Genomic DNA, 21,989 nt, shown 5'->3' with positions numbered 1-21,989 from the left:
ACGCTCCGGTCGAACCCTCACCCGCCTGTCGGCACCCTCTCCCGGAGGGAGAGGGATTCACTAAGTCGGATCACGTCAGAATGCGTTGATACCCGTCAACTCGCGTCCCACAACCAGCTGATGCACCGTCTCGGTACCTTCATAGGTGATCACTGATTCCAGATTCAGCGCATGACGAATCGCCGAGTGCTCTACCGTGATGCCGGCGCCGCCGAGCACGTCGCGGCATTCGCGCGCAATGTCGATCGCCATGCGCACGTTGTTCCACTTCGCCAGCGACACCTGGGTGGGTTCCATCTTGCCGGCATCCTTCAGGCGGCCGAGCTGTAGCGAGAGCAACTGCGCCATGGTGATGCGGCGGGCCATGTCGGCCAGCTTCAACTGGATCGCCTGGTTCGATGCCAGTGGGCGGCCGAACAGCACGCGCTCCTGTGTGTAATCGAGCGCTTCCTTCAGGCACGCCTGCGCGGCGCCGATCGGTCCCCAGGTGATGCCGTAGCGCGCCTGCGTCAGGCAGCCGAGCGGGCCCTTCAAGCCCTTCACGTTCGGCAGTCGCTGTGCATCGGGCACGCGCACGTTGTCAAAAAACAACGCGGAAGTGACGGAGGCGCGCAGGCTCATCTTCTTGTGCACTTCTTGCGCGGTGAAGCCTTTGGTGTCGGTGGGCACGATAAAGCCCTGGATGCCGTCCTCGGTCTGCGCCCACACGATGGCGATGTGCGCGATATTGCCGTTGGTGATCCACATCTTGGCGCCATTGATGACCCAATCGCCGCCGTCCTTCTTGGCGTTGGTCTTCATGTTGGCGGGATCAGAACCACCGTGCGGCTCGGTCAGGCCGAAGCAGCCGATGATCTCGCCTGCCGCCATCTTCGGTAGGTACTGCATCTTCTGCTCTTCGTTGCCGTAGGCGTAGATGGGGTACATGCACAGCGAGCTCTGCACGGAAGCGAAGCTGCGCAGGCCAGAATCACCGCGCTCCAGTTCCTGGCAGATCAGGCCATAGCTGACGCCGTTCATGCCGGCGCAACCGTATTTTTCCGGAATGGTGGCGCCGAGCAGGCCAAGGTTGGCGATTTCCGGGACCAGCTCCGCAGGGAAACGGCCCTGATCGAAGCAGTCGCCGATGATCGGCAGCACTTTTTCGTCCACGAAACGACCCACGGTGTCCTGCACCATGCGCTCCTCGTCGGTGAGCAGGGAACGGACGTCGTATAGATCGAGAGGGTTCAAGCGGGCTGCCATAGGGAATCCGGGAACAGTCGGGGAAGCCCTACATTGTAGCCGTCGGGTCGGATGGCGGTCATGCCGGGGTGCAACAGCAGCCTGTCAGCCTCAAGCCAGGCTTATGACGCCGGGGCGAGGAACCCATACCGCGCAGCAGCTGATAGGCCGGCGCGGCTTGAAGTAGAGCTGCAGGTTGGCGGCGATCGCGGGAAAATGATGTAGCGTCTCAATACTGTGTTGGTCCAGCAACGCCTTGTCACACACGTCGGAAAGCTGCAGGATTTTTTGCCTGCCCACGGCGCTTGCGGCAAGGATGATTTCGCGCTGCAGGTAGATATCCCACACGCCGCTTCCCTGCCGCACGCGCACGCCGATGGCGCGCTTCATCGCCTAATGCAGACAGGCGATGCTCGCCTCATCTGCAATGCACGCGGAATACCCCAAGAATCCGGCCACGAAAAGCCCTGGCAACCTTGTCATTCCAGGCTTCCACGGTATGCTGCATACGCACATCGCAGGGAGTCTCCGGTCCTGGCAGCATCGGGATAACGAGAGGTGCCCGTACATCCGCCTGTCGGATGCCGCGCCCTGCCGCTTCCCACCGGAATTCGCATGATCAAAGGTATCCTTCTCGGCTTCGCCAGCTTCGCGGCCTATGCGATCAGCGATGCGTTCGTGAAATCGCTGCACGGCTCGGTGCCGCCTTATGAATCGGTGTTCTTTGGCGCGGTGTTCGGACTCGCCGCCCTGCCCTTCATCATGGGCAAGGGCGATCGCTGGCGTGACGTGGTGACTGCGCAACGTCCGTCTTTATGGTGGGTGCGCGCGGCGGCGGGAGCTGTCGGCAATATCGCTTCAGTGACGGCATTCACTCTGCTGCCGATGGCCGAAGTGTTCACCATGATCTTCCTGATGCCGATCTTCGTGACCATCCTGTCGGTGCTGTTCCTGAAGGAACACGTCGGCTGGCGACGCTGGTCAGCGGTGGTGGTGGGCTTTGCCGGCGTGCTGGTGGTGCTGCGGCCGGGCTTTCGCGCGCTGGGCGTGGGCGATATCGCAGGACTGGTGTGCGGCCTGTTCGCCGCGGCGTCGGTAGTAGCGCTGCGCATGGCCGGTCCGCACGAAAAACGCATCAGCCTGTATGGCGCAGGCGTGATGGGGCCGCTCATTATCGGCGGCCTGTTGATGCTGCCGCATTTTCGCTGGCCGAACCTGCACGAATGGGGGCTACTTGCTGGCTACGGCTTGCTCGCCGCGCTGGCCGGCGTGTTGCTGATGTATGCCACTTTGATCGCGCCCGCCAACCGCGTGGCGCCTACGCAATACAGCCAGATGCTATGGGCTATCGGTCTGGGTTACTGGCTGTTCGGCGACAAGCTTGATTGGCCAATGCTGATCGGCATCGTGATGATTCTGGGTGCCGGTCTGTTCACGCTGGTGCGCGAAGAGAAAGTGACGCCGTGGTGGAGGCGGCAGAAGATCGTCTGATGCATCGCGCGTCTTATCGCGCGTAGGCTGGGATGCCAATCCCAGCTTTCATGCGTATAGCAATGCTGGGATTAGCATCCCAGCCTACGCGGTTAAGTTCCACCTAAGCGGCAACATGTAATTTCATCAAGTGCTGCCATCGCATCTCGTATGCATGCCGTACCACAACATCCACCCGATCAACAGAGCCGAAAGGCCCTTTGTGCTAATCCGTTAATTCATTGACTGTGATTCATTGACCGTGAATGGGATCGTGCAAATGCATGTCAACCATGTGCGCGGCAGACCGTTAAAGATTGTTCCGATCGTCGTGCTGACGGCCGTCTATCGCCCGGACCTGCCGGCGATTACGTTTCGACAACTGAAAGCGCTCCTGTAGACTCGGGAGCGGGTATTTGGAGATGGTTATGAGTGCGGATACCCCGCGAACAGCCGGATACTCTCGCAAACGGCGTGGCGTGTGGATCGCGGTGGCGATCGTCATAGCAGTCATCGCCATTGTGGTATTCCACCTCCTCAACAGGACACCCGCCAAAAACGGCGTTCCGGCCCAGGTAGTGAGCGTCGCCGCCGCGCATCAGGGCGACATGCCGGAGATCATCAATTCGCTCGGCACGGTCACACCCCTAGCCACTGTCACGGTGCTGCCACAGTTGAGCGGCTATCTCACCGAAGTGGGCTACCAGGAAGGCCAGGACGTGAAGAAAGGGCAGTTCCTAGCCCAGATCGATCCGCGCCAATACCAGATCAGCAAGCAGCAGGCTGAGGCGCAGTTGGCGAAGGATCAGGCCACGCTCGATCAAGCGCGTACCGACCTCGCCCGCTACACGCAGCTCTACCAGAAAAAATCGATCGCCGAACAAACATACATGGACCAGAAATTCCTGGTCGAGCAATCCGAAGCGGCGGTGAAGGCGGACAAGGCGAACATTGCCCAGTTCGATCTCGATCTTGCCTATTGCCACATCATCGCGCCGGTCGATGGCCGCGTCGGCCTGCGTCTGGTCGACCCCGGCAATTACGTCACGCCGTCCAGCTCAACCGGCATCGTGGTGATCACCACGATGAAGCCCACCACTGCGCAGTTCACCGTGCCGCAGAATTCGCTGAGCAAGGTGCTTGATCGCGTCAACGGCGGCGCGAAACTGCCGGTGACGCTGTACAACAGCGACAACTCCAAACAGGTCGCCACCGGTACGCTGTATGCCGTCAGCAATCAGATGGCCACCAGCACCGGCACGGTAACGCTGCGCGCAAGTTTCCCCAACGACGACGAAAAACTTTACCCGAACGAATTCGTCAACGTGCAATTGCTGGTGGATACGCTGCACAACGCCGTGCTGGTGCCCACGCCGGCCGTGCAGACCGGCGCACCCGGTGATTACGTATTTCTGGTGAATGCCGACGACACGGTCTCGGTGCAAAAGGTGACGCTGGGGCCGAGCAACGGTAAATACACGGCCATTCTCTCCGGTCTTTCCATCGGACAGACCGTGGTGACGGACGGCACGGATCGCCTGAGCGACGGTGCAAAGATCCGCATCGCGCAGGCACGTCCTGCCGCCGCCGGCAGCGCGGGTGCACCGGCATCTTCTTCTACGGCCGGGGCGCCGCATGGGAGTGGAAAAAGGAAGCACAGTGCCGGTGCGGATGCCGGCTCCACTTCTTCCGCATCGTGACGAGCAGCGTGTGATCCGATGAATATCTCACGCCTGTTCGTACTCAGGCCCGTCGCGACGTCGCTGCTGATGATCGCGCTGGTGCTGGTGGGCCTGGTCGCGATGCGCTTTCTGCCGGTTTCGTCGCTGCCTAGCGTCGACTATCCGACCATCCAGATACAAACTTTCTATCCCGGTGCGAGTCCGTCGGTGATGGCCACCACGGTCACCGCGCCGCTGGAAGTGCAGCTTGGCGAAATTCCTGGCCTGCAGCAGATGACGTCGAACAGTTCGGCCGGTGCATCGATCATCACCTTGCAGTTCGACCTCGCGCTCAACCTCGACGTGGCCGAGCAGAACGTGCAGGAGGCGATCAATTCCGCCAACAGTCTGCTGCCCAGCGGCCTACCCGCGCCGCCGACCTACGCGAAAGTGAATCCGGCCGACCAGCCAATCCTCACGCTGGCGGTCACGTCCAAATCGATGTCGCTGCCGCAGCTTCAAGACGTGGCGAACAATCGCCTGGGCACCAAAATTTCTGAAGTATCCGGCGTGGGCCTGGTCACGCCCTCAGGCGGCAACGTGCCAGCCGTGCGCGTGGAAGCCGATCCACAGAAACTCGCCGCCTACGGGCTCAACATCGACGATCTGCGCTCACTACTGGCCAACGTCAACGTGAGCCAGCCGAAGGGCAACTTCGACGGACCGGAACTCGACTACACCATCAACGGCAACGACCAGATCCAGGACCCGAAGGATTATCTGGAAACAGTTGTCTCCTATCAAAACGGTGCGCCGGTGTACCTTCGCGACGTCGCACGCGTCACGCAGTCCGCGCAGAACACCGAGCAAGGTGCTTGGTACAACACCACGCCGGCGATCATCCTGAATGTACAGCGCCAGCCCGGCGCCAACGTGATCGCCACGGTCGATCAGATCACGCGCATCTTGCCGCAGTTGGAATCCACCCTGCCCGCCGGCATGCACGTGGAGATCGTCAACGACAGCACCGGCGTGATCCGCGCCTCGGTCGCCGACGCAGCGTTTGAGCTGGTGCTGGCGGTGGTGCTGGTGGTGCTGGTGATCTTCGTATTCCTGCGCAACCTGCCCGCCACCATCATTCCCAGCATTTCCGTGCCGGTTTCGCTGATCGGCACGCTGGCGATGATGTACGAGCTCAACTACTCCATCGACAACCTTTCGCTGATGGCGCTGATTATCGCCACCGGCTTCGTGGTGGATGACTCGATCGTGATGATCGAGAACATCGTGCGCTATCTGGAGGAAGGTGAAACGCCGTTGAACGCAGCGCTTATCGGCGCCGGACAAATCGGCTTCACTATTCTGTCGCTGACCGTGTCGCTGATCGCGGTGTTGATTCCGCTACTTTTCATGGGCGGTGTGATCGGACGGCTATTCAGCGAATTCGCAGTCACACTCGCAATCACCATCGTGATCTCCGGCGTGGTGTCGCTCACTTTGGTGCCGATGCTTTGCGCACGCATTCTGCGCGCGCAGGCCGAGCGCCATCCCAGCCGCTTCGAACGGATCAGCGAAGGACTCTTCAACAAGCTGCTGCATGCATACGAGCGCGGGCTGCGCTTCGTGATGGATCATCAGAGAGCCACGCTGGTCACCTTCGTCGTGACAGTGGCCGTCACCGCAATCCTCTACATCGTGATACCGAAGGGCCTATTTCCGGTGCAGGACGCTGGCGTTCTGCAAGGCATCAGTATTGCCGACAACTCCGTGTCCTACAGCACCATGGTAGATCGCCAAGCGCAACTGGCCGAGGCGATCTTGAAGGACCAGGATGTCACCAACCTCACGTCCTACGTGGGCATCGACGGCTCGAACACCACGCTCAACAACGGCCGTTTCCTGATCAACCTCAAACCGCGCGACGATCGCTCGGAAACCGCCGCCACGATCGCGCGGCGCATCCAGGATGAAGTGGCGCACGTGCCCGGCATCAAGCTGTATCTGCAGCCCGAGCAAGACCTCACGCTGGATACCACCGTCTCGCCGAACCAATATCAGTTCGTGCTGCGCGGCCCCAGCCAGCAAGCTTTCCAGCAATATGTGCCGGCACTGATCGAGCGCATGAAGCAGATCACTTCGATCACCGACGTGACCAGCGATCTGAACAACGAAGGCTTGAGCGTCAACGTCAACGTGAATCGCCAACTGGCGGCGCGTTTCGGCATTACCGCGGCGACGATCGACAATGCGCTTTACGACGCGCTCGGCCAGCGCATCGTGTCGACCATCTTCAACCAATCGAACCAGTACCGCGTGATTCTGGTCGCTAAGCCGGAAAAGCTGCCAACCTTGGAATCGCTGGGCGACTTGTACCTGCCCAGCCAAACGGCAAGCAGCGGCCAGGTGCCGTTGAAGGCGATCGCGAAAATCGAAGTCACCAAGTCGCCGCTGGTGATCAGCCATCTGGCGCAGTTCCCGTCGGTCACCATTTCCTTCAACCTGGCCAACGGCGCTTCGCTGAGCAAGGCGGTCGCCGAGGTCAACCAGACCGAGCAAGCGGTGCAGCTGCCTGCGTCGATCACCTCGTCGTTCCAGGGTGCAGCGCAGGCATTCCAGGATTCGCTGTCCAGCGAGGTGTATCTGCTGATCGCCGCGCTGATCGCGGTCTATATCGTGCTCGGCGTGCTGTATGAAAGCTTCATCCATCCGGTGACGATTCTGTCGACGTTGCCTTCAGCCGGCATCGGCGCACTGCTCTCGTTGATGATTGCCGGCTCAGATCTGGACATCATCGGCATCATCGGCATCGTGCTCTTGATCGGCATCGTGAAGAAGAACGCGATCATGATCGTGGACTTCGCGCTCGAAGCCGAACGCGATCACGGCAAGCCGCCGGCGGAAGCGATCTTCGAAGCCTCACTGCTGCGTTTCCGTCCGATCCTGATGACCACGCTGGCGGCCATGCTCGGCGCGCTGCCGATGCTGCTCGGCACCGGCACCGGTTCGGAACTGCGGCGTCCCCTGGGCCTGGCGATCATCGGCGGTTTGACGCTCAGCCAGTTGCTGACGTTGTTCACCACGCCGGTGATTTATTTGTTCTTCGATCGGCTGGCGCAGCGGTTTAGTCGCAAACCGTCGCTGGCGGCTGGGGATAGTGCGCCGTGACGATGTTCGTGCCGTATAGCGCTCTGGCCCCCTCTCCCCTCCGGGGAGAGGGCTGGGGTGAGGGGCGAGCCTCGCGAGAAACCCCATCACGGATACGCATGCATGCCGATGTTGGGGTTCGCGTTCGCTCACCCCAACCTACGTGGCATGTTTCGAGTTACAGGCAAGACTGGCCCCTCACCCTAACCCTCTCCCCGGAGGAGAGAGGGAACGTGGTCATCGCAGCGGGTGATGTCTCTTGAACATCTCCGCCCTCTTCATCAAGCGCCCCGTCGCCACCACCCTGCTGGCGATCGCCATCCTGCTTTCCGGCAGCCTGGCGTATTTCCGCTTGCCAGTGGCGCCGCTGCCGAACGTTACGTACCCGGTCGTCGTGGTGCAGGCGAGCATGGCCGGCGCGAGCCCCGACATCATGGCCTCCACCGTTGCCGAGCCGCTGGAAAAGCGCCTGGGCGCGATCGCCGATGTCACCGAACTTACCTCGACCAGTTTCGTCGGCTCGGCGCAGATCGTGGTGCAGTTTGGCCTCGATCGCGACATCAACGGCGCCGCGCGCGACGTGCAGGCTGCGATCCAGGCGGCGCGCGCAGATCTGCCGAGCACGCTGCGCAGCAATCCCTCCTATCGCGAATACAACCCAGCCGATTCGCCGATCATGGTGCTGGCGCTCACCTCCGATACGCTTACGCGCGCGCAGCTTTACGATTCGGCCAATTCAGTCATCCAGCAGCAGCTGTCGCAGGTCGACGGCGTAGGCCAGATCACGCTGGGCGGCAGCGCCCTGCCCTCGGTGCGCGTGGAGCTGGAGCCGGACAAATTGAACAGCTACGGCATCGGCCTGGAGGACGTGCGCGCGGCGATCAGCGCCGCCAATGCGAACAGCGCCAAGGGCCATATCGACCAGGACGGCTTGCGCTACGAAGTTACGTCCAACGACCAGATCAACAAGGCCGCCCCATATCGCGATCTGATCGTCGCCTATCGCAATAGCTCGCCAGTGCAGTTGCGCGACGTGGCCGACGTCCAAGATTCCGCTGAAAACCTCCGCAACATGGGCTTGTACAACGGCAAGCCCGCGGTGCTGGTGATCGTGTATCCCATACCCGGCAGCAACATCGTCAAGACAGTGGCGCAGATCCGCACCGTGCTGCCCTCGATCGAAGCCACCCTGCCCAGCAGCATCAAGGTCGGCGTGGCGATCGACCGTTCGGTATCGGTCAACGCGGCGGTGGGCGATACGGAACGCTCGCTGTTCATCGCCGTATTGCTGGTGATCGGCGTGGTGTTCGTGTTCCTGCAATCGCCGCGCGCCACGCTGATTCCGTCGGTGGCGTTGCCGCTTTCGATTATCGGCACCTTTGGGCCGATGTACCTGCTGGGCTACAGCATCGACAATCTTTCGTTGATGGCGCTCACCATCGGCACTGGCTTCGTGGTCGACGACGCAGTTGTGGTGCTGGAAAACATCGTGCGCCATGTAGAAGAAGGCATGGATGTGCGCGAGGCGGCGCTCAAGGGCAGCGGCGAGGTCGGCTTCACGGTGATCTCGATGAGCCTGTCGCTGATCGCGGTATTCCTGCCGATCCTGCTGATGCCCGGCATCATTGGTCTGTTGTTCCACGAATTCGCGGTGACGCTGTCGGTCGCCATCCTGCTGTCGATGGTGATCTCGCTGACGGTTACGCCCACCATGGCGGCCTATCTGCTGCGCCCCGGCGCAGCGATGCATTCCAAGGCGCGGTGGGCGGTGTGGTACGAAAAGCAGTTCGAGCGCTTCAAACAGGCCTACTCGCGCTCTCTTACCGCGGTACTCGACCATGCATGGGTGGTTGGCCTGACGCTGATCGGCCTGCTCGTGCTCAACGTGTTCCTGTTCAAGCTGCTGCCGTCGACGTTCTTCCCGGAACAGGACAACGGCATCCTGATGGGCCAGATCATCGCCGACCAAAGCATTTCCTTCCAGGCGATGGAAAAGAAATTGGCGCAATTGCAATCGATCGTGCAGAAGGATCCGGCCGTCGCCTCGGTGGCAGGTTTCACCGGCGGCCGCGCGTTGAATACCGCGAACCTGTTCGTGGAACTGAAACCGCTGGCCCAGCGCAAGCTCTCGGCGGCGCAGGTGGTGGACCGCCTGCGTCCCAAACTCAATGCGATTTCCGGAGCGAAACTGTTCCTGCAGGCGGCGCAGGATCTGCACATCGGCGGCCGGCAATCCGCTTCCGAATACCAGTACACGTTGACCAGCGACGATCCCACGGCGCTGTACACCTGGGTTCCCAAACTGATCGCCGAACTTGGCAACTATCGCAACCAGCTGCAGGACGTGAATTCGGACCTCCAGCAGAACGGCTTGCAGACGTATGTCAACTTCGACCGTGCCACGATGGCGCGCTACGGCTTCGCGCCCAATCAGATCGACAGCGTGCTGTACGACGCGTTCGGCCAACGCACCGTGTCGACCGTCTACAACGAGCTCAACCAGTATTACGTGGTGATGGAAGTCGCGCCTAAATACTGGCAATACCCGCAGATGCTCGAGCGCATGTACTTCAGCAAAGCGGCCGGCAATCCCTCCGGCACGCAGCAGACGCAGATGTCGTCCAGCACGATCAAGGCTGTGCCGAGCTATTCCGCAGTGAGCACGTCGAGCAGTTCCACCTCAAACACCAGTTCGCTCAATGCCGATGCGCAGGCGAACCAGCTCACCAACGCCATTTCCAATTCCAAGGGCGGCACTTCCAGCGGCAGTGCCGACAGCACCTCGGCGGAAACCATGGTGCCGTTCCCAACCATGCTGAGCTACACGAGCAATCACACTGCCACGCAGGTGAATCATCAGGGCGGACTGGTGGCCGGCACCATCTCGTTCAATCTGCCTCCCGGTGGCTCGCTGGGCAATGCGCTGTCGGCCATTCAACAGGCTATGCAAGAAATTGGCATGCCAGCATCGATTCACGGCGCCACCGCTGGCGCCGCGCAGGTGTACTCGCAGTCGATGTCGACCATGCCGCTGCTGATTCTTGCCGCGCTCGGTGCGGTGTACATCGTGCTCGGCATTCTTTATGAGAACACCGTGCATCCCATCACCATCCTTTCAACACTGCCTTCGGCCGGTATCGGCGCCACGCTGGCCCTGCTGATCTTCGGTACGCCGTTCTCGGTGATCGCGATGATCGGCATCATCCTGCTGATCGGCATCGTGAAGAAGAACGCGATCATGATGATCGACGTGGCGATCCGCCTGCAGCGCGATGAAGGCCACGATCCGGTCAAAGCCATCCACGATGCCGCGGTGATACGTCTGCGCCCGATCATGATGACCACGGCGGCCGCCGTGCTGGGCGCGGTGCCGCTGGCCGTCGGCATCGGACAAGGCGCCTCGCTGCGCCAGCCACTCGGTATTACCGTGATGGGCGGCTTGATCCTCAGCCAGGTTTTTACTCTGTACACGACACCGGTGATCTACCTGTATCTCGACCGCCTGCGCGCAAGACTCGCACGGTGGTCGGCCACCCTGCCGTGGAACAGATCGGACGTGAGTGCATGAATATGAAGACTTTGCATACAGTTCTTGCCACATCGCTGGCAGTGTTGCTCGGCGGCTGCATGGTCGGCCCGGACTATCACCGTCCGCAGGTGTCCGTTCCCACACAATACAAGGAGATGCCCGGCTGGACCGCTGCCACGCCGGAAGCGGGCGAAGCGCCCAAGGGCGAATGGTGGACGACCTTCAACGATCCGCTGCTCAACCAGCTTGAGCCGATGGTATCCGTCTCCAATCAAACCGTGCAGCAGGCGTACGCCAATTATCAGCAAGCGCAGGCCGAAGTGCAGGTGGCGCGCGCATCGCTGTTTCCTACGCTCGGCGTTACTGGCTCGGCAACCAAGCAACGTACTGGCAGCAGCTCCTCGCAACGCGCGATAAGCACATCCGGCTCGCTGGAAGGAAACGTAAGCTGGGCGCCCGATCTGTGGGGCAAGGTGCGGCGCTCCGTCGAGGAGAGCAAAGCGACCGCGCAGGCCAGCCAGGCGACATTGGCTAACGCTACGCTGTCCGAACAGGTCTCGCTGGCCGATGCGCTGATCGAACTGCGTGTGAGCGATGCCGATATCGATCTGCTGCAGAAAACCGTGGACGCCTACACCGAATACCTGCGCGTGGTCGAAAACCAGGGCGCCGCGGGCACTACGCCACCCTCTGATGTGCTTACTGCGCGCACGCAATTGGAAAGCGCGAAATCCAGTCTGATCGCGCTCGGCATCGCGCGTGCACAGTACGTGCACGCCATCGCTGTGCTAGTCGGCAAGAATCCGGAAGAGCTGGATATTCCGCACAGCACAAGCTTGCCGACACTGCCGACGATGCCCGTCGGCGTGCCTTCTACCCTGCTGCAACGTCGTCCCGACATTGCGGTGGCCGAACGGCAGATGGCGGCACAGAATGCGGCAGTCGGCGTCGCGGTGGCCGCCTACTATCCGAGTTTTACGCTATCGGCCGCCGATGGTTTTTCGCAAACGCCGCTGGCGGGATTGCTGCACGTCGCCAATCACGTGTGGTCGCTGGGCGCCGACGCCAGTGAAACCGTGTTCGACTTCGGCGCGCGGCACGGCCAAGTGGCCGCCGCCAAAGCAGCTTATGAGGCCGCAGTGGCCAACTATCGCGGCACCGTGCTGACCTCCCTGCAGAACGTAGAAGACGATCTGTCGAACCTGCGTATCCTCGCGCAACAGGCGGACGTGCAAAACGCCGTCGTGAGCAATGCCACGCAAGGCGCGCAGATCGCGCTCAACGAATACCAGGCCGGCACGGTGGACTACACCACCGCCGCTACAGCGCAAGCCACCCAGTTGAGCGCACAGCAGAGCGCGCTGAGCATTACACAACAACGCCTGCTCGATACGGTATCGTTGATCGGCGACATGGGCGGCGGCTGGTCGGCCGACGAACTCAATGCCTCGCAAAAATCCACCGCTGAACGCTGATCCCATTCTCATGCCCATCGATAATACGCATCGCTTCGAACTATCGCCCATCGTCGCCGGACTGTGGCGCATCACCGAATGGCAGTTGAGCGTGCAGGATCGCGTGCGATGGATCGAGCAAGCGTTGGAGCTTGGCATCACATCGTTCGATCACGCGGACATCTACGGCGATTACCGCGCGGAATCGCTCTTCGGCGAAGCATTGAAGGCCACTTCTAATCTACGCGGACGCATGCAACTGGTGACGAAATGCGGCATTCGCCTGCGTTCCTCGCAGAAGCCGTATCGCATCAATTACTACGACACCAGCGCAGCGTACGTAAGAGCGGAGGTGGAACAATCGCTGCGCAATCTGCACACGGAGCAACTGGATCTGGTGCTGATCCACCGCCCTGACTACCTGATGGACGCCGCCCCGCTGGCGGAAACCTTCGCGGCGCTTACCAGGGAAGGAAAAGTGGCGCATTGGGGCGTGTCCAATCACAGCACCAGTCAGTTCTCACTGTTGCATCAACAGCATCCGCTGGTCACCAATCAGGTGGAATTGTCGCCGCTGCAGATGAGCGCATTGGACGATGGCACGCTCGACCAGGCGCAGCAGTTGGGTCTGCGGCCGATGATCTGGTCGCCGCTAGCAGGCGGGCGGCTGTTCAACAGCGTGGATGAGCAGGCGCAGCGGGTGCGTGCTGAGATGTCCGCGATCGCTAGTCGCCATGGCATCTCGCTGACCACGCTCGCTTTCGCATGGGTGCTACGGCATCCGTCGCGGCCTTATCCGATTACGGGAACAAGCCGTATCGAAGGTTTGCGCGATGCGGTCGCTGCGTTGAAAGTGCAGCTCGATACCGAAGATTGGTATGCGATCTGGACGGCAAGCAAAGGGCATTCAGTACCCTGAGCCCTCGTACGCTGGGATGCAAATTCCAGCATGGCGATGGCGACTAGGCTGGGATTTGCATCCCAGCCTACAGAGCATCCGGCCTACGGATTGCTTACTCCATGCGGCACATGCCCCGTTGCCACATGTTTGCGCGCCGACTCTACGTTTGACGGTGAATCGTCGAAAAAGATGTCCGCGCCAAACGCATCCAGAAACGGCCCTTTGTCACGCCCGCCGAGAAAAAGCGCTTCGTCGATACGCACGCCCCAGCGGCGCAAGGTAAGAATCACACGTTTGTGTGCCGGCGCGGAGCGCGCGGTGACGAGTGCGGTGCGGATAGGAGAATTCTCTGCAGGAAACGCTGCCTGCAAACGATGCACCGCGCTGAGGAATCCACGAAACGGCCCTACCGACAGTGGCTGTTCGGCCAGTTCGGTTTCATTGCGGTGAAACGCTTCCAACCCTTCTTCGCGCGACACGCGTTCGCCTTCGTCGCCGAAGATCACCGCATCGCCGTCGAAAGCGATGCGCAACTGCTCGCTGGCGCGCGGTGCGGCGGTGGAAGGCAGGATCGTCGCGGCGGCAACGCCAGCTTTCAGCGCGCGGCCGACATCTTCGGCATTGGCCGAAAGAAACAGATCCGTCTTGAACGGCGCAATGTAGTCGGACGTCGGCGCACCGCTGGTGAAGGCAGCGCGACTGATTTCCAGTCCGTAGTGCTGGATGGAATTGAAAATGCGCAGCCCAGTGTCGCCGGAATTACGCGACAACAGAATCACCTCGACCGGCGGTACATCGCCAGCCAGCTTGTTGAGGCCGAGCAGCTTCTGCACCAGCGGAAAGGCCACGCCCGGCGGCAGGATTTCGTTCTCGTGCTCGATTTGGTAACCGCGGTACGCATCCAGCCCTTCCCGCTCGAACAAGGCATGGCTGTCGCCTAGGTCGAACAGCGCACGCGAGGAGATAGCGACGACGAGCCTGTTGTCGCTGGGCACGCTGGGATCGTGGGCGGTTTTGGTGGGACGCGTCATGAGCGTCAATTTACCGCAAAAGCTCGGTAGGTTGGGTTGAGCGTAAGCGAACCCAAACACACGTGTGGCGGCATAGCATGGCGATGTTGGGGTTCGCGAGCGCTCACCCCAACCTACATCAGTCCGCGGCGAATTGTTCGTCCAGGATGCGCTGCTCGAGATTGTGTTCCGGATCGAACAGCAGCCGTACGCCTTGCTCGCGAGCTTGGCGCACTTCCACCGTGCGCACGTTGCGCACTTCGAGGAAGTCGGCGGTGGCGCTCACCGGCCGCTTGCCCGGATCGAGCACACGCAGGCTTACCAACGTGCGATGCGGCAGGATCGCGCCGCGCCAACGCCGCGGGCGGAACGGACTGATCGGCGTGAGCGTCAGCACGTTCGCATCCAGAGGAAGAATCGGGCCGTGCGCGGAAAGGTTGTAAGCGGTGGAACCGGCTGGCGTAGAAACCAGGATGCCGTCGCAGGTCAGGTTCGGCAGCTTGACGATGCCGTTGAGTTTCACCTCGATATGCGCGGCCTGGTTGGTCTGCCGCAACAGCGATACTTCGTTGAAAGCGAGCGCGAGGCGCGTCTGGCCATCACCGTCGATTGCTTCCATCTCCAGTGGAAACAACTCCGCGGCATGCGCGCGCGCGATGCGTTCCGGCAGCTCGTCGAGGTTGTGCTTGTTCATCAGAAAGCCGACGCGACCCAGCTTCATGCCATACACCGGCACCCCGATGGCGCGGTGGGCATGCAAGGTGCGCAACATGAAACCGTCGCCGCCGAGCGCGACGATTACCTCGGCGTCAGTGGCCGCCACATCGCCGTAGCGATCCACAAGTTTGCGGCGCGCTTGCTGGGCAATGCTGGTTTCGCTGGCGACGAACGCAAGGCGCATGGCTAGAGGTCCATCTGAGAGCTTTAGACAATCGAGCTTACGACAGGTGAAGTGAGCTGACTATGCCTCACCCAAACCCTCTCCCCGGAAGGGAGAGGGCTTAAGAGCATCAAGCCACCGGCACCTGTGCCAACTGCGCCAAACGCCGCACCGCCACCGACGCGATCGGGTAATCCGCATTCTGCGTGAGGATCTCCGACAGCATGCTGCGGGTGTGTTTGAGCGTGGCGTCGTCACGATCGAGCCATGCCTGCACCGGCGATACGTTCTTGCTGTCGCCGTTCAACGCCAGCACCTGGATGGCCAGCGCGCGATGCTGGTGGCTGAGCTCGTCCAGCAGCGAGCCGCGGGCTTGCGCGTGCCAGTGGCCTTCCACCGGCAGGGCTTCAATCTGACCGCGCAGCCATTCCAGATCGAGCGCCTGCCCTAGTTCGAAGAACACGTTGGCGATCTTGGTGATCGACTGACCGGTCTGTTGCGCCACTTCCACCATGTCGAGCATGGAGCGCAGTTCCGGCAGCTTGGCCAAGCGCAGTGCGAGGTCGGTGGGCAGCCCCAGGCCTTCCCATTTTTCCTGGCTGGTGGAGAAATCCGCTTTGCCAGCCGGTGTCAGCGTGTCGGGCAGTGTGGCGCTGAGTTCGGCCACGGCAGCCTGGTAGCGTTGCACGTTCGCGGCGATGTCCAGCGTGCCGCCAGGGCGGTTGAGCAGCCAGCGCGTGAGATGGCGCAGCTGCGACCAGACCTGCATGATCGCGTCGACCTGGGTGCCTTCGGCCACCTTGCTGTCTTGTGCTTCGATTTCCGCCCACAACTCGCGCGCGCCGAGAATTTCGCGGGCCGCAGTGTATGCCTTGGCAACGGCTGCCGGCCCCTGCCCCGTGTCTTCCTGCATGCGCATCATGAAGGTGGCGCCCATGCGGTTGAGGGTGGAGTTGGTCACCGCAGTGGCGATGATTTCGCGCTTCAGGCGATGGCGCTGCATATGCGCGGCGTACTTCTCGTGCAGTGGACGCGGGAAGTAACGCACCAGTTCCTTCGACAGGTACGGGTCTTCCGGCACGTCCGAATCCAGCAATTGCTGAAAGAGACGAATCTTGTCGTAGGACAGGAGCACCGACAGCTCCGGGCGCGTAAGGCCCTGGCCGCGCGTCTTGCGTTCGGTCAGCTCCGCTTCGCTGGGCAGATTCTCCACCTGGCGATCGAGCAGGCCTTCGCTTTCCAGCGTGCGGATGAAGTGCGCCATAGAGCCCAGACGCTTCACCGACTGACGCTCCATCAGCGTGATGGCCTCGTTCTGGCGATAGTTGTCCCATAGCACTAGCTGACCAACTTCGTCGGTCATGACCGCCAATTGGCGATTGCGATCTTCGATGGTGATCTCGCTGCGCTGCACGGCATCGCCGAGCAGGATCTTGATGTTCACCTCGTGGTCGGACGTATCCACGCCAGCGGAGTTGTCGATGAAGTCGGTGTTGAGCAGCACACCGTGCTGCGCCGCTTCGATGCGACCCTTCTGCGTGAAGCCGAGGTTGCCGCCCTCACCCACCATCTTGCAACGCAGTTCCGCGCCGTTGATGCGCAGCGCGTTGTTGGCGCGATCGCCGACATCCGCATGCGTTTCGCTGGCAGCTTTCGCGTAAGTGCCGATGCCGCCGTTCCACAACAGATCCACCGGCGCTTTGAGAATCGCGCTCATCAGTTCGTTGGGCGACAGATGCTGCACGTCGGCCTTCAGGCTCAGCGCGGTGCGTACTTCCGGCGAAATCGGAATCGACTTCAGACTACGCGGCCACACGCCGCCGCCGGTGGAGATCAACGACTTGTCATAGTCGTCCCAGCTCGAACGCGGCAGCTTGAACATGCGTTCGCGCTCGGCGAAGGATTTGCCCGTATCCGAATTGGGGTCGAGGAAGATGTGGCGATGGTCGAACGCAGCCAGTAGGCGGATATGCCGGGACAGCAGCATGCCGTTGCCGAACACGTCGCCCGACATGTCGCCGATGCCAACGCAGGTGAAATCTTCGCTCTGGCAATCGCGGCCCAGCGCACGGAAATGACGCTTGACCGATTCCCACGCGCCCTTGGCGGTGATGCCCATGCCCTTGTGGTCGTAGCCGTTGGAGCCGCCGGAAGCGAACGCATCGCCCAGCCAGAAGCCGTGCTCGATCGAGATCGCATTGGCGATGTCGGAGAACGTCGCCGTGCCCTTGTCGGCCGCCACCACCAAGTACGGATCGTCATCATCGTGACGCACCACGTCGTGCGGCAGCACTACCTTGCCTTCCACCAGGTTGTCGGTGATGTCGAGCAGACCATTGATGAACAGGCGATAGCACGCAATGCCTTCGGCCAATTGCGCATCGCGGTCGCCACCCACCGGCGGATGCTTGACGAAGAAGCCGCCCTTCGAGCCCACTGGCACGATCACGGTGTTCTTCACCATCTGTGCTTTGACAAGACCCAGCACTTCGGTGCGGAAATCTTCGCGGCGATCGGACCAGCGCAAGCCGCCGCGCGCGACAGGACCGAAACGCAGATGCACGCCTTCCACGCGCGGCGAGTACACGAAAATCTCGCGGTACGGCACCGGCTTGGGCGCATCCGGCACTTGCTTGGAATCGAATTTGAAGCTGACGTAATGGCGATGCGCACCCTCCCACTTCTGGAAGAAGCTGGTGCGCAACGTGGCGCGAATGGTGTTCATAAAGCTGAGCACGATGCGCTCGTCGTCGAGGCTGGCGACGTCGTCCAGCAGCGACTTCAGCGCTTGCCACAATACGTGCACTTGCTGGTCGCGCTTATCCGCCAGTGCGTTGACGATGCCGTCGATCAGCTCCGGCTTGGCCTTCTGCGTCTCGGCTGGGATCAGCGCCTGCATCTCGCGACGCAGATCGGCCTGCGCTTTTTCCAACTCGTCGGTGGAAAGCAGTTCGCGACGTGTATCGAATTTGGCGTTGAACAGTTCGATCAACAGGCCCGCGATAGCCGGATAACGGTTGAGCGTCTCTTCCATGTAGCTCTGCGAGAAGGCGATGCCCACCTGCTGCAGGTATTTGCAGTAGCCGCGCAGCACCGCCACCTGGCGCCAGTCGGCCTGCGCCAGCAGCATCAGGTTGTTGAAGCCGTCGCTTTCGGCTTCGCCGCGCCACAGCGCCTCGAAGCCGCGTTCGAAACGATCGCGCAGATGCGCCAGGTCGAACGCCAGCGGCCACTTCGTCTTGAGTTCAAAATCGTGAATGGTGAGTGTGCGACCTTCGCTCTCCAGCGTGTAGACGTGCTCCGCGAGCATACGCACGCCCATGTTTTCCAGCATCGGCAGCGCATCGGACAGCGAGATCGGCGCGCCGACATGGATCACCTTGAAGCGCAGGCTCTGGTCGCGCGCGTCTTCATACAGATGCAGATGGATCGAGTCGTCGCTCTTGAGCGTGGTGAGCGCGATCACATCCAGCGCGGCCTGCTCCGGCGCCACGTCTTCGATATAGCCGGCTGGCAGCAGCTTGTCGAACCGGTTGAACAGCGCTACGCCGTGCGCGGCGCCTGCCTGGCCGATGAGGCTGTCGCGCAGGCCATCGTGCCAGTTGCGCACGGTGTGCAACACGCGCGTTTCCAGCTCCTGCACGTTGAACTTGGGATGATCACCCGGATGCGGGCGCACGGTGACGTGCAGGCGCGCCAGCGCGGATTCGCCCATCAGCACGTTGGAATCCAGGCTCTCGCCGTGGAACACCTCGCGTAGCATCGCCTCGATACGCTCGCGCACCGTGGTGTTGAAGCGCTCGCGCGGCACGAACACCAGGCAGTTGAAGAAACGGCCGTAGCGGTCGCGACGCACAAACAGCCGCGTGCGAGCACGCTGCTGCAGCTCCAGGATGCCCATCGCGGTGGCGAAGAGCTCATCCTCGGTGCTCTGGAACAGTTCTTCCGGCGGCAGCGTTTCCAGGATGTGGCGCAATGCCTTGCCGGAATACGCATCGCGCTTCAAGCCCGAACGCACCATCACCGCCTCCACACGCTGGCGTACCAGCGGCACTTCCTGCGGGCGCGTCATGTAGGCGTTGGAAGTGAACAGACCCAGGAAGCGCTGCTCGGAGACCGGCGTGCCGTCGGCGTCGAACTTCAGCACGCCGACGTAATCCATGTTGCCTGCGCGGTGCACATGCGAGCGCGCATTGGTCTTGGTGAGGATGATGGCGTCGTAAGCACCCGACTGCGGCAGATCGTGCGCCACCATCGAGCGCAGCGAACGCGGCGCCACCGAGCGCTCGCTCTTGTGCAGGATGCCGAGGCCGGATTCTTCGACGGGGCGCAGCACTTCGTCGCCATCGGCCTTCGCCACTTCGTATTCGCGATAGCCCAGGAAGGTGAAGTTGTCTTCCGCCAGCCAGCGCAGGAATTCGCTGGCTTCGGCGATCGAGGCGGGATCCAGTTGCAGCTTGCGGCTGGGCAGATCCGCCGCGATCGACAACGCCTTGTCGCGCATTGCGCGCCAGTCGCGCACGGCGGCGCGCACATCTTCCAGCGCGTCCTCGATGCGCGTCTTCAGCTGCGCCTGGATGGCTTCGTCAAGAATGCTATCCACTTCGAAATGCATCACCGACTCGGGCGCGCCGTGCTCGTCGCCGATGCGTTGCAGCTGACCATTCGCGTCGCGGCTCGCCTTCACCACCGGATGCAGCACGAGGTGGATCGGCGAGTAGTCGGACAGGATCACGCTTGCCGTATCCACCAGGAACGGCATGTCGTCGGTAACGATGTCCACCGCGCTGCGCGCCGCGTGCGCCGTGCTGGTGATGCGCACCGAGGCGCGCTGGGGGGCGCGCTGCTGCACGAAATCGAGCAAGCTGGCGATCACCGCGGCCCACTCCGCCGGCGTGTGCAGATCGACGTCGGTGCTGGCGATGCGCGCGAAAAAGGCGTCGATAAAAAATTGCGCCTCATCAAGGCGCTTGGTCGGATAACCGCTTTTCTTCAGTTCTTCAAGCACGACAGGCGCAAGGGGGATGTCGCTGGCTGCACGGATCGCATTCATGGCTTCTACTTAAGAAGTTGAGATGATGGGGGTATGTGGAGCAGAAAGCCTTAAAAGGATACGCTTCGCACTGCATCGAATCTATCGGCAGCGCAGCAACATGCGCCGTTGCACATGCAAGAAAGCGGCGCGCTGCATACAACATGCAATCTTGCAATGCGAGGATGACGTAGGTGCGAACAAGCCATTCAAGTGCGCTGTCATTGCGCCACCCCGACGGCGTTTTGTTCACAGGTGCGGCATGGGCCGCCTGTGCCGAGAGTCATTTGCCTGAAAGGCTGGATTCCCATAGCGAATAAATTGTAAACTGACCGGTATAGTCTTGTTCACGTCTCCGTCGTCCAGGGACGAACGACACAAGACAAGTAGCCCTTAATCCTATAAACGTAAGTTTTTCCGGCCAGTATCGCCGGGCAACGGGCCGATCGCGCCTGCCCCCTACCCGATTACGCAAGTCATGGAGTTCTCATGAAGTCGACGCCAATGCGCACACCGGTGCTGTGCCTGAGCCTGCTGGCACTAGCCGCTTGCAGCAGCAAGACACAAGGTCCACCCCAGATGCCGACGCCGACGGTAGGGGTTGTGGACGTCCAGCCACAGAACGTACCGCTCAACAAGGATCTGGTGGGCCGTCTGTCCGCCTACCGCAGCGCCGACGTGCGCGGCCGTGTCTCCGGCGTGCTGCTCAAGCGCGTCTATACGGAAGGCACGGACGTGAAGCAGGGCCAGTTGCTGTTCCAGATCGATCCGGCGCCCTACAAGGCCGCCCTGGCCAACGCCGAAGCGGCGCTAGCCTCCAACCAGGCCAGCTATACCAATGCCCACGTGATCGCCAACCGCGATCGCCAGTTGGTGCCACAGGGCTATATCTCGCACCAGCAACTCGATACCGATGAGGCCAATGAGCGCTCCGCGGCGGCCGCGGTGAAGCAGGCCGAGGCCAACGTGCAGACTGCACGCGTCAACCTCGCCTACACCAACGTCACTTCGCCGATCGACGGCCGCGCCGGCGAGCAGCAGGTGACCGAAGGCGCGATCGTCGGCAACGGCACCGCGGACACAGGCTCCAGTTCCACCCTGCTGACCACGGTGGATCAGCTCGATCCGCTGTATGTGAACTTCACCCTGAGCGCGGCCGACCTGGACACGCTGCGGCATGCCCAGGCCAAGGGCAACGTGCAGTTGGCCGAGCAGGACAAGACGACGGTGCAGATCACCCTACCCAGCGGTAACAAGTACGATCAGCTAGGCACGCTCAATTTCTCCGACACCTCAGTCAACCCGACCACCGGCGCCATCAACCTGCGCGCCGTGGTGCCGAACGCTGAGCGGCGCCTGCTGCCGGGCATGTACGTCAACCTGAGCGCCAACATGGGCGAACTCAACAAGGTGTTCCTGGTTCCACAGGCCGGGATCCAGCGTGATCCCGCCGGTGCCTATGCTCTAGTCGTCGGCAAGGACGGCAACGTTGCGCAAAAGCGCGTGGCGGCCGACACCATGCTCGGCCACGACTGGGTGGTCAGCAGCGGTCTCGACGCAGGCGATCAGGTGATCGTGTCGGGAGTCCAGGCCGTCAAGCCGGGCGCCCCTGCCAAGGCCACCCCATGGAAGCCTGATCAGACGCCGGCCGGCCAAAGCCCCGCCGCCGCTCATCAGTAAGGAG

At 61.7% G+C, this 21,989-nt stretch carries 12 protein-coding genes; 7 read left to right on the top strand and 5 right to left on the bottom strand.

Annotation, left to right across the window (positions count from 1 at the left end; translation table 11 throughout):
* Positions 1–75 precede the first annotated feature (75 nt).
* Both ISP18_RS08470 and ISP18_RS08465 read right to left on the bottom strand, forming a co-directional pair.
* Complete coding sequence (locus ISP18_RS08470) at positions 76–1,245, bottom strand: acyl-CoA dehydrogenase family protein (RefSeq protein ID WP_380009434.1); 1,170 nt, start codon at positions 1,243–1,245, stop codon at positions 76–78.
* Positions 1,246–1,335: 90 nt separating this feature from the next.
* Positions 1,336–1,614 (bottom strand): hypothetical protein, encoded by a 279-nt coding sequence (locus tag ISP18_RS08465; RefSeq protein WP_380009431.1) that lies wholly within the window; start codon positions 1,612–1,614, stop codon positions 1,336–1,338.
* 225 nt (positions 1,615–1,839) lie between these two features.
* On the opposite strand from ISP18_RS08465, the gene ISP18_RS08460 reads away from it, so the two are divergent.
* The 6 genes from ISP18_RS08460 (at position 1,840) to ISP18_RS08435 (ending at position 13,401) form a co-directional block, all read left to right on the top strand.
* Positions 1,840–2,715 (top strand): DMT family transporter, encoded by an 876-nt coding sequence (locus tag ISP18_RS08460; protein ID WP_380009428.1) that lies wholly within the window; start codon positions 1,840–1,842, stop codon positions 2,713–2,715.
* Positions 2,716–3,122: 407 nt separating this feature from the next.
* Complete coding sequence (locus tag ISP18_RS08455; RefSeq protein WP_380009425.1) at positions 3,123–4,394, top strand: efflux RND transporter periplasmic adaptor subunit; 1,272 nt, start codon at positions 3,123–3,125, stop codon at positions 4,392–4,394.
* An 18-nt stretch (positions 4,395–4,412) separates the two neighbouring features.
* Entirely contained in the window at positions 4,413–7,520 is a 3,108-nt protein-coding gene (locus ISP18_RS08450) for an efflux RND transporter permease subunit (protein ID WP_380009422.1), read from the top strand.
* Between the two features lie 238 nt (positions 7,521–7,758).
* Entirely contained in the window at positions 7,759–11,067 is a 3,309-nt protein-coding gene (locus tag ISP18_RS08445; protein ID WP_380009419.1) for an efflux RND transporter permease subunit, read from the top strand.
* Positions 11,064–12,503, top strand: a complete 1,440-nt coding sequence (locus ISP18_RS08440) for an efflux transporter outer membrane subunit (RefSeq protein ID WP_380009416.1) — start codon at positions 11,064–11,066, stop codon at positions 12,501–12,503. The genes ISP18_RS08445 and ISP18_RS08440 overlap by 4 nt, the downstream gene beginning before the upstream one ends.
* 10 nt (positions 12,504–12,513) lie before the next feature.
* Positions 12,514–13,401, top strand: coding sequence for an aldo/keto reductase (locus ISP18_RS08435; RefSeq protein WP_380009413.1), 888 nt, complete (start codon positions 12,514–12,516; stop codon positions 13,399–13,401).
* An 83-nt stretch (positions 13,402–13,484) separates the two neighbouring features.
* Here the strand turns inward: ISP18_RS08435 and ISP18_RS08430 are convergent, their stop codons facing one another.
* The 3 genes from ISP18_RS08430 to ISP18_RS08420 all read right to left on the bottom strand — a co-directional run bounded on the left by ISP18_RS08430 (position 13,485) and on the right by ISP18_RS08420 (position 20,326).
* A complete protein-coding gene (locus ISP18_RS08430) occupies positions 13,485–14,414 on the bottom strand; it encodes a 5'-nucleotidase (RefSeq protein ID WP_380009410.1) in 930 nt (309 codons plus the stop codon).
* Positions 14,415–14,532: 118 nt separating this feature from the next.
* Positions 14,533–15,294: an NAD kinase gene (locus ISP18_RS08425; protein ID WP_380009407.1), complete on the bottom strand. Its 762-nt coding sequence runs from the start codon at positions 15,292–15,294 to the stop codon at positions 14,533–14,535.
* A 109-nt stretch (positions 15,295–15,403) separates the two neighbouring features.
* On the bottom strand, positions 15,404–20,326 hold the full coding sequence (locus ISP18_RS08420) for an NAD-glutamate dehydrogenase (protein ID WP_380009404.1): 4,923 nt from the start codon (positions 20,324–20,326) through the stop codon (positions 15,404–15,406).
* Positions 20,327–20,794: 468 nt separating this feature from the next.
* On the opposite strand from ISP18_RS08420, the gene ISP18_RS08415 reads away from it, so the two are divergent.
* Positions 20,795–21,985: an efflux RND transporter periplasmic adaptor subunit gene (locus ISP18_RS08415; RefSeq protein ID WP_380009401.1), complete on the top strand. Its 1,191-nt coding sequence runs from the start codon at positions 20,795–20,797 to the stop codon at positions 21,983–21,985.
* Positions 21,986–21,989: the final 4 nt, after the last annotated feature.

The sequence above is a fragment of the Dyella humi genome, from assembly GCF_044904605.1.
Lineage (GTDB): Bacteria > Pseudomonadota > Gammaproteobacteria > Xanthomonadales > Rhodanobacteraceae > Dyella_B > Dyella_B humi.
This window is presented reverse-complemented; position numbering and strand designations above follow the sequence as displayed.

What these genes read in the sequence shown, in the direction of transcription:
- ISP18_RS08470 (WP_380009434.1), bottom strand. Translation starts at nt 1,245, where the DNA reads ATGGCAGCCCGCTTGAACCCTCTCGATCTATACGACGTCCGTTCCCTG.
- ISP18_RS08465 (WP_380009431.1), bottom strand. Translation starts at nt 1,614, where the DNA reads ATGAAGCGCGCCATCGGCGTGCGCGTGCGGCAGGGAAGCGGCGTGTGG.
- ISP18_RS08460 (WP_380009428.1), top strand. Translation starts at nt 1,840, where the DNA reads ATGATCAAAGGTATCCTTCTCGGCTTCGCCAGCTTCGCGGCCTATGCG.
- ISP18_RS08455 (WP_380009425.1), top strand. Translation starts at nt 3,123, where the DNA reads ATGAGTGCGGATACCCCGCGAACAGCCGGATACTCTCGCAAACGGCGT.
- ISP18_RS08450 (WP_380009422.1), top strand. Translation starts at nt 4,413, where the DNA reads ATGAATATCTCACGCCTGTTCGTACTCAGGCCCGTCGCGACGTCGCTG.
- ISP18_RS08440 (WP_380009416.1), top strand. Translation starts at nt 11,064, where the DNA reads ATGAATATGAAGACTTTGCATACAGTTCTTGCCACATCGCTGGCAGTG.
- ISP18_RS08435 (WP_380009413.1), top strand. Translation starts at nt 12,514, where the DNA reads ATGCCCATCGATAATACGCATCGCTTCGAACTATCGCCCATCGTCGCC.
- ISP18_RS08430 (WP_380009410.1), bottom strand. Translation starts at nt 14,414, where the DNA reads ATGACGCGTCCCACCAAAACCGCCCACGATCCCAGCGTGCCCAGCGAC.
- ISP18_RS08425 (WP_380009407.1), bottom strand. Translation starts at nt 15,294, where the DNA reads ATGCGCCTTGCGTTCGTCGCCAGCGAAACCAGCATTGCCCAGCAAGCG.
- ISP18_RS08420 (WP_380009404.1), bottom strand. Translation starts at nt 20,326, where the DNA reads ATGAATGCGATCCGTGCAGCCAGCGACATCCCCCTTGCGCCTGTCGTG.
- ISP18_RS08415 (WP_380009401.1), top strand. Translation starts at nt 20,795, where the DNA reads ATGAAGTCGACGCCAATGCGCACACCGGTGCTGTGCCTGAGCCTGCTG.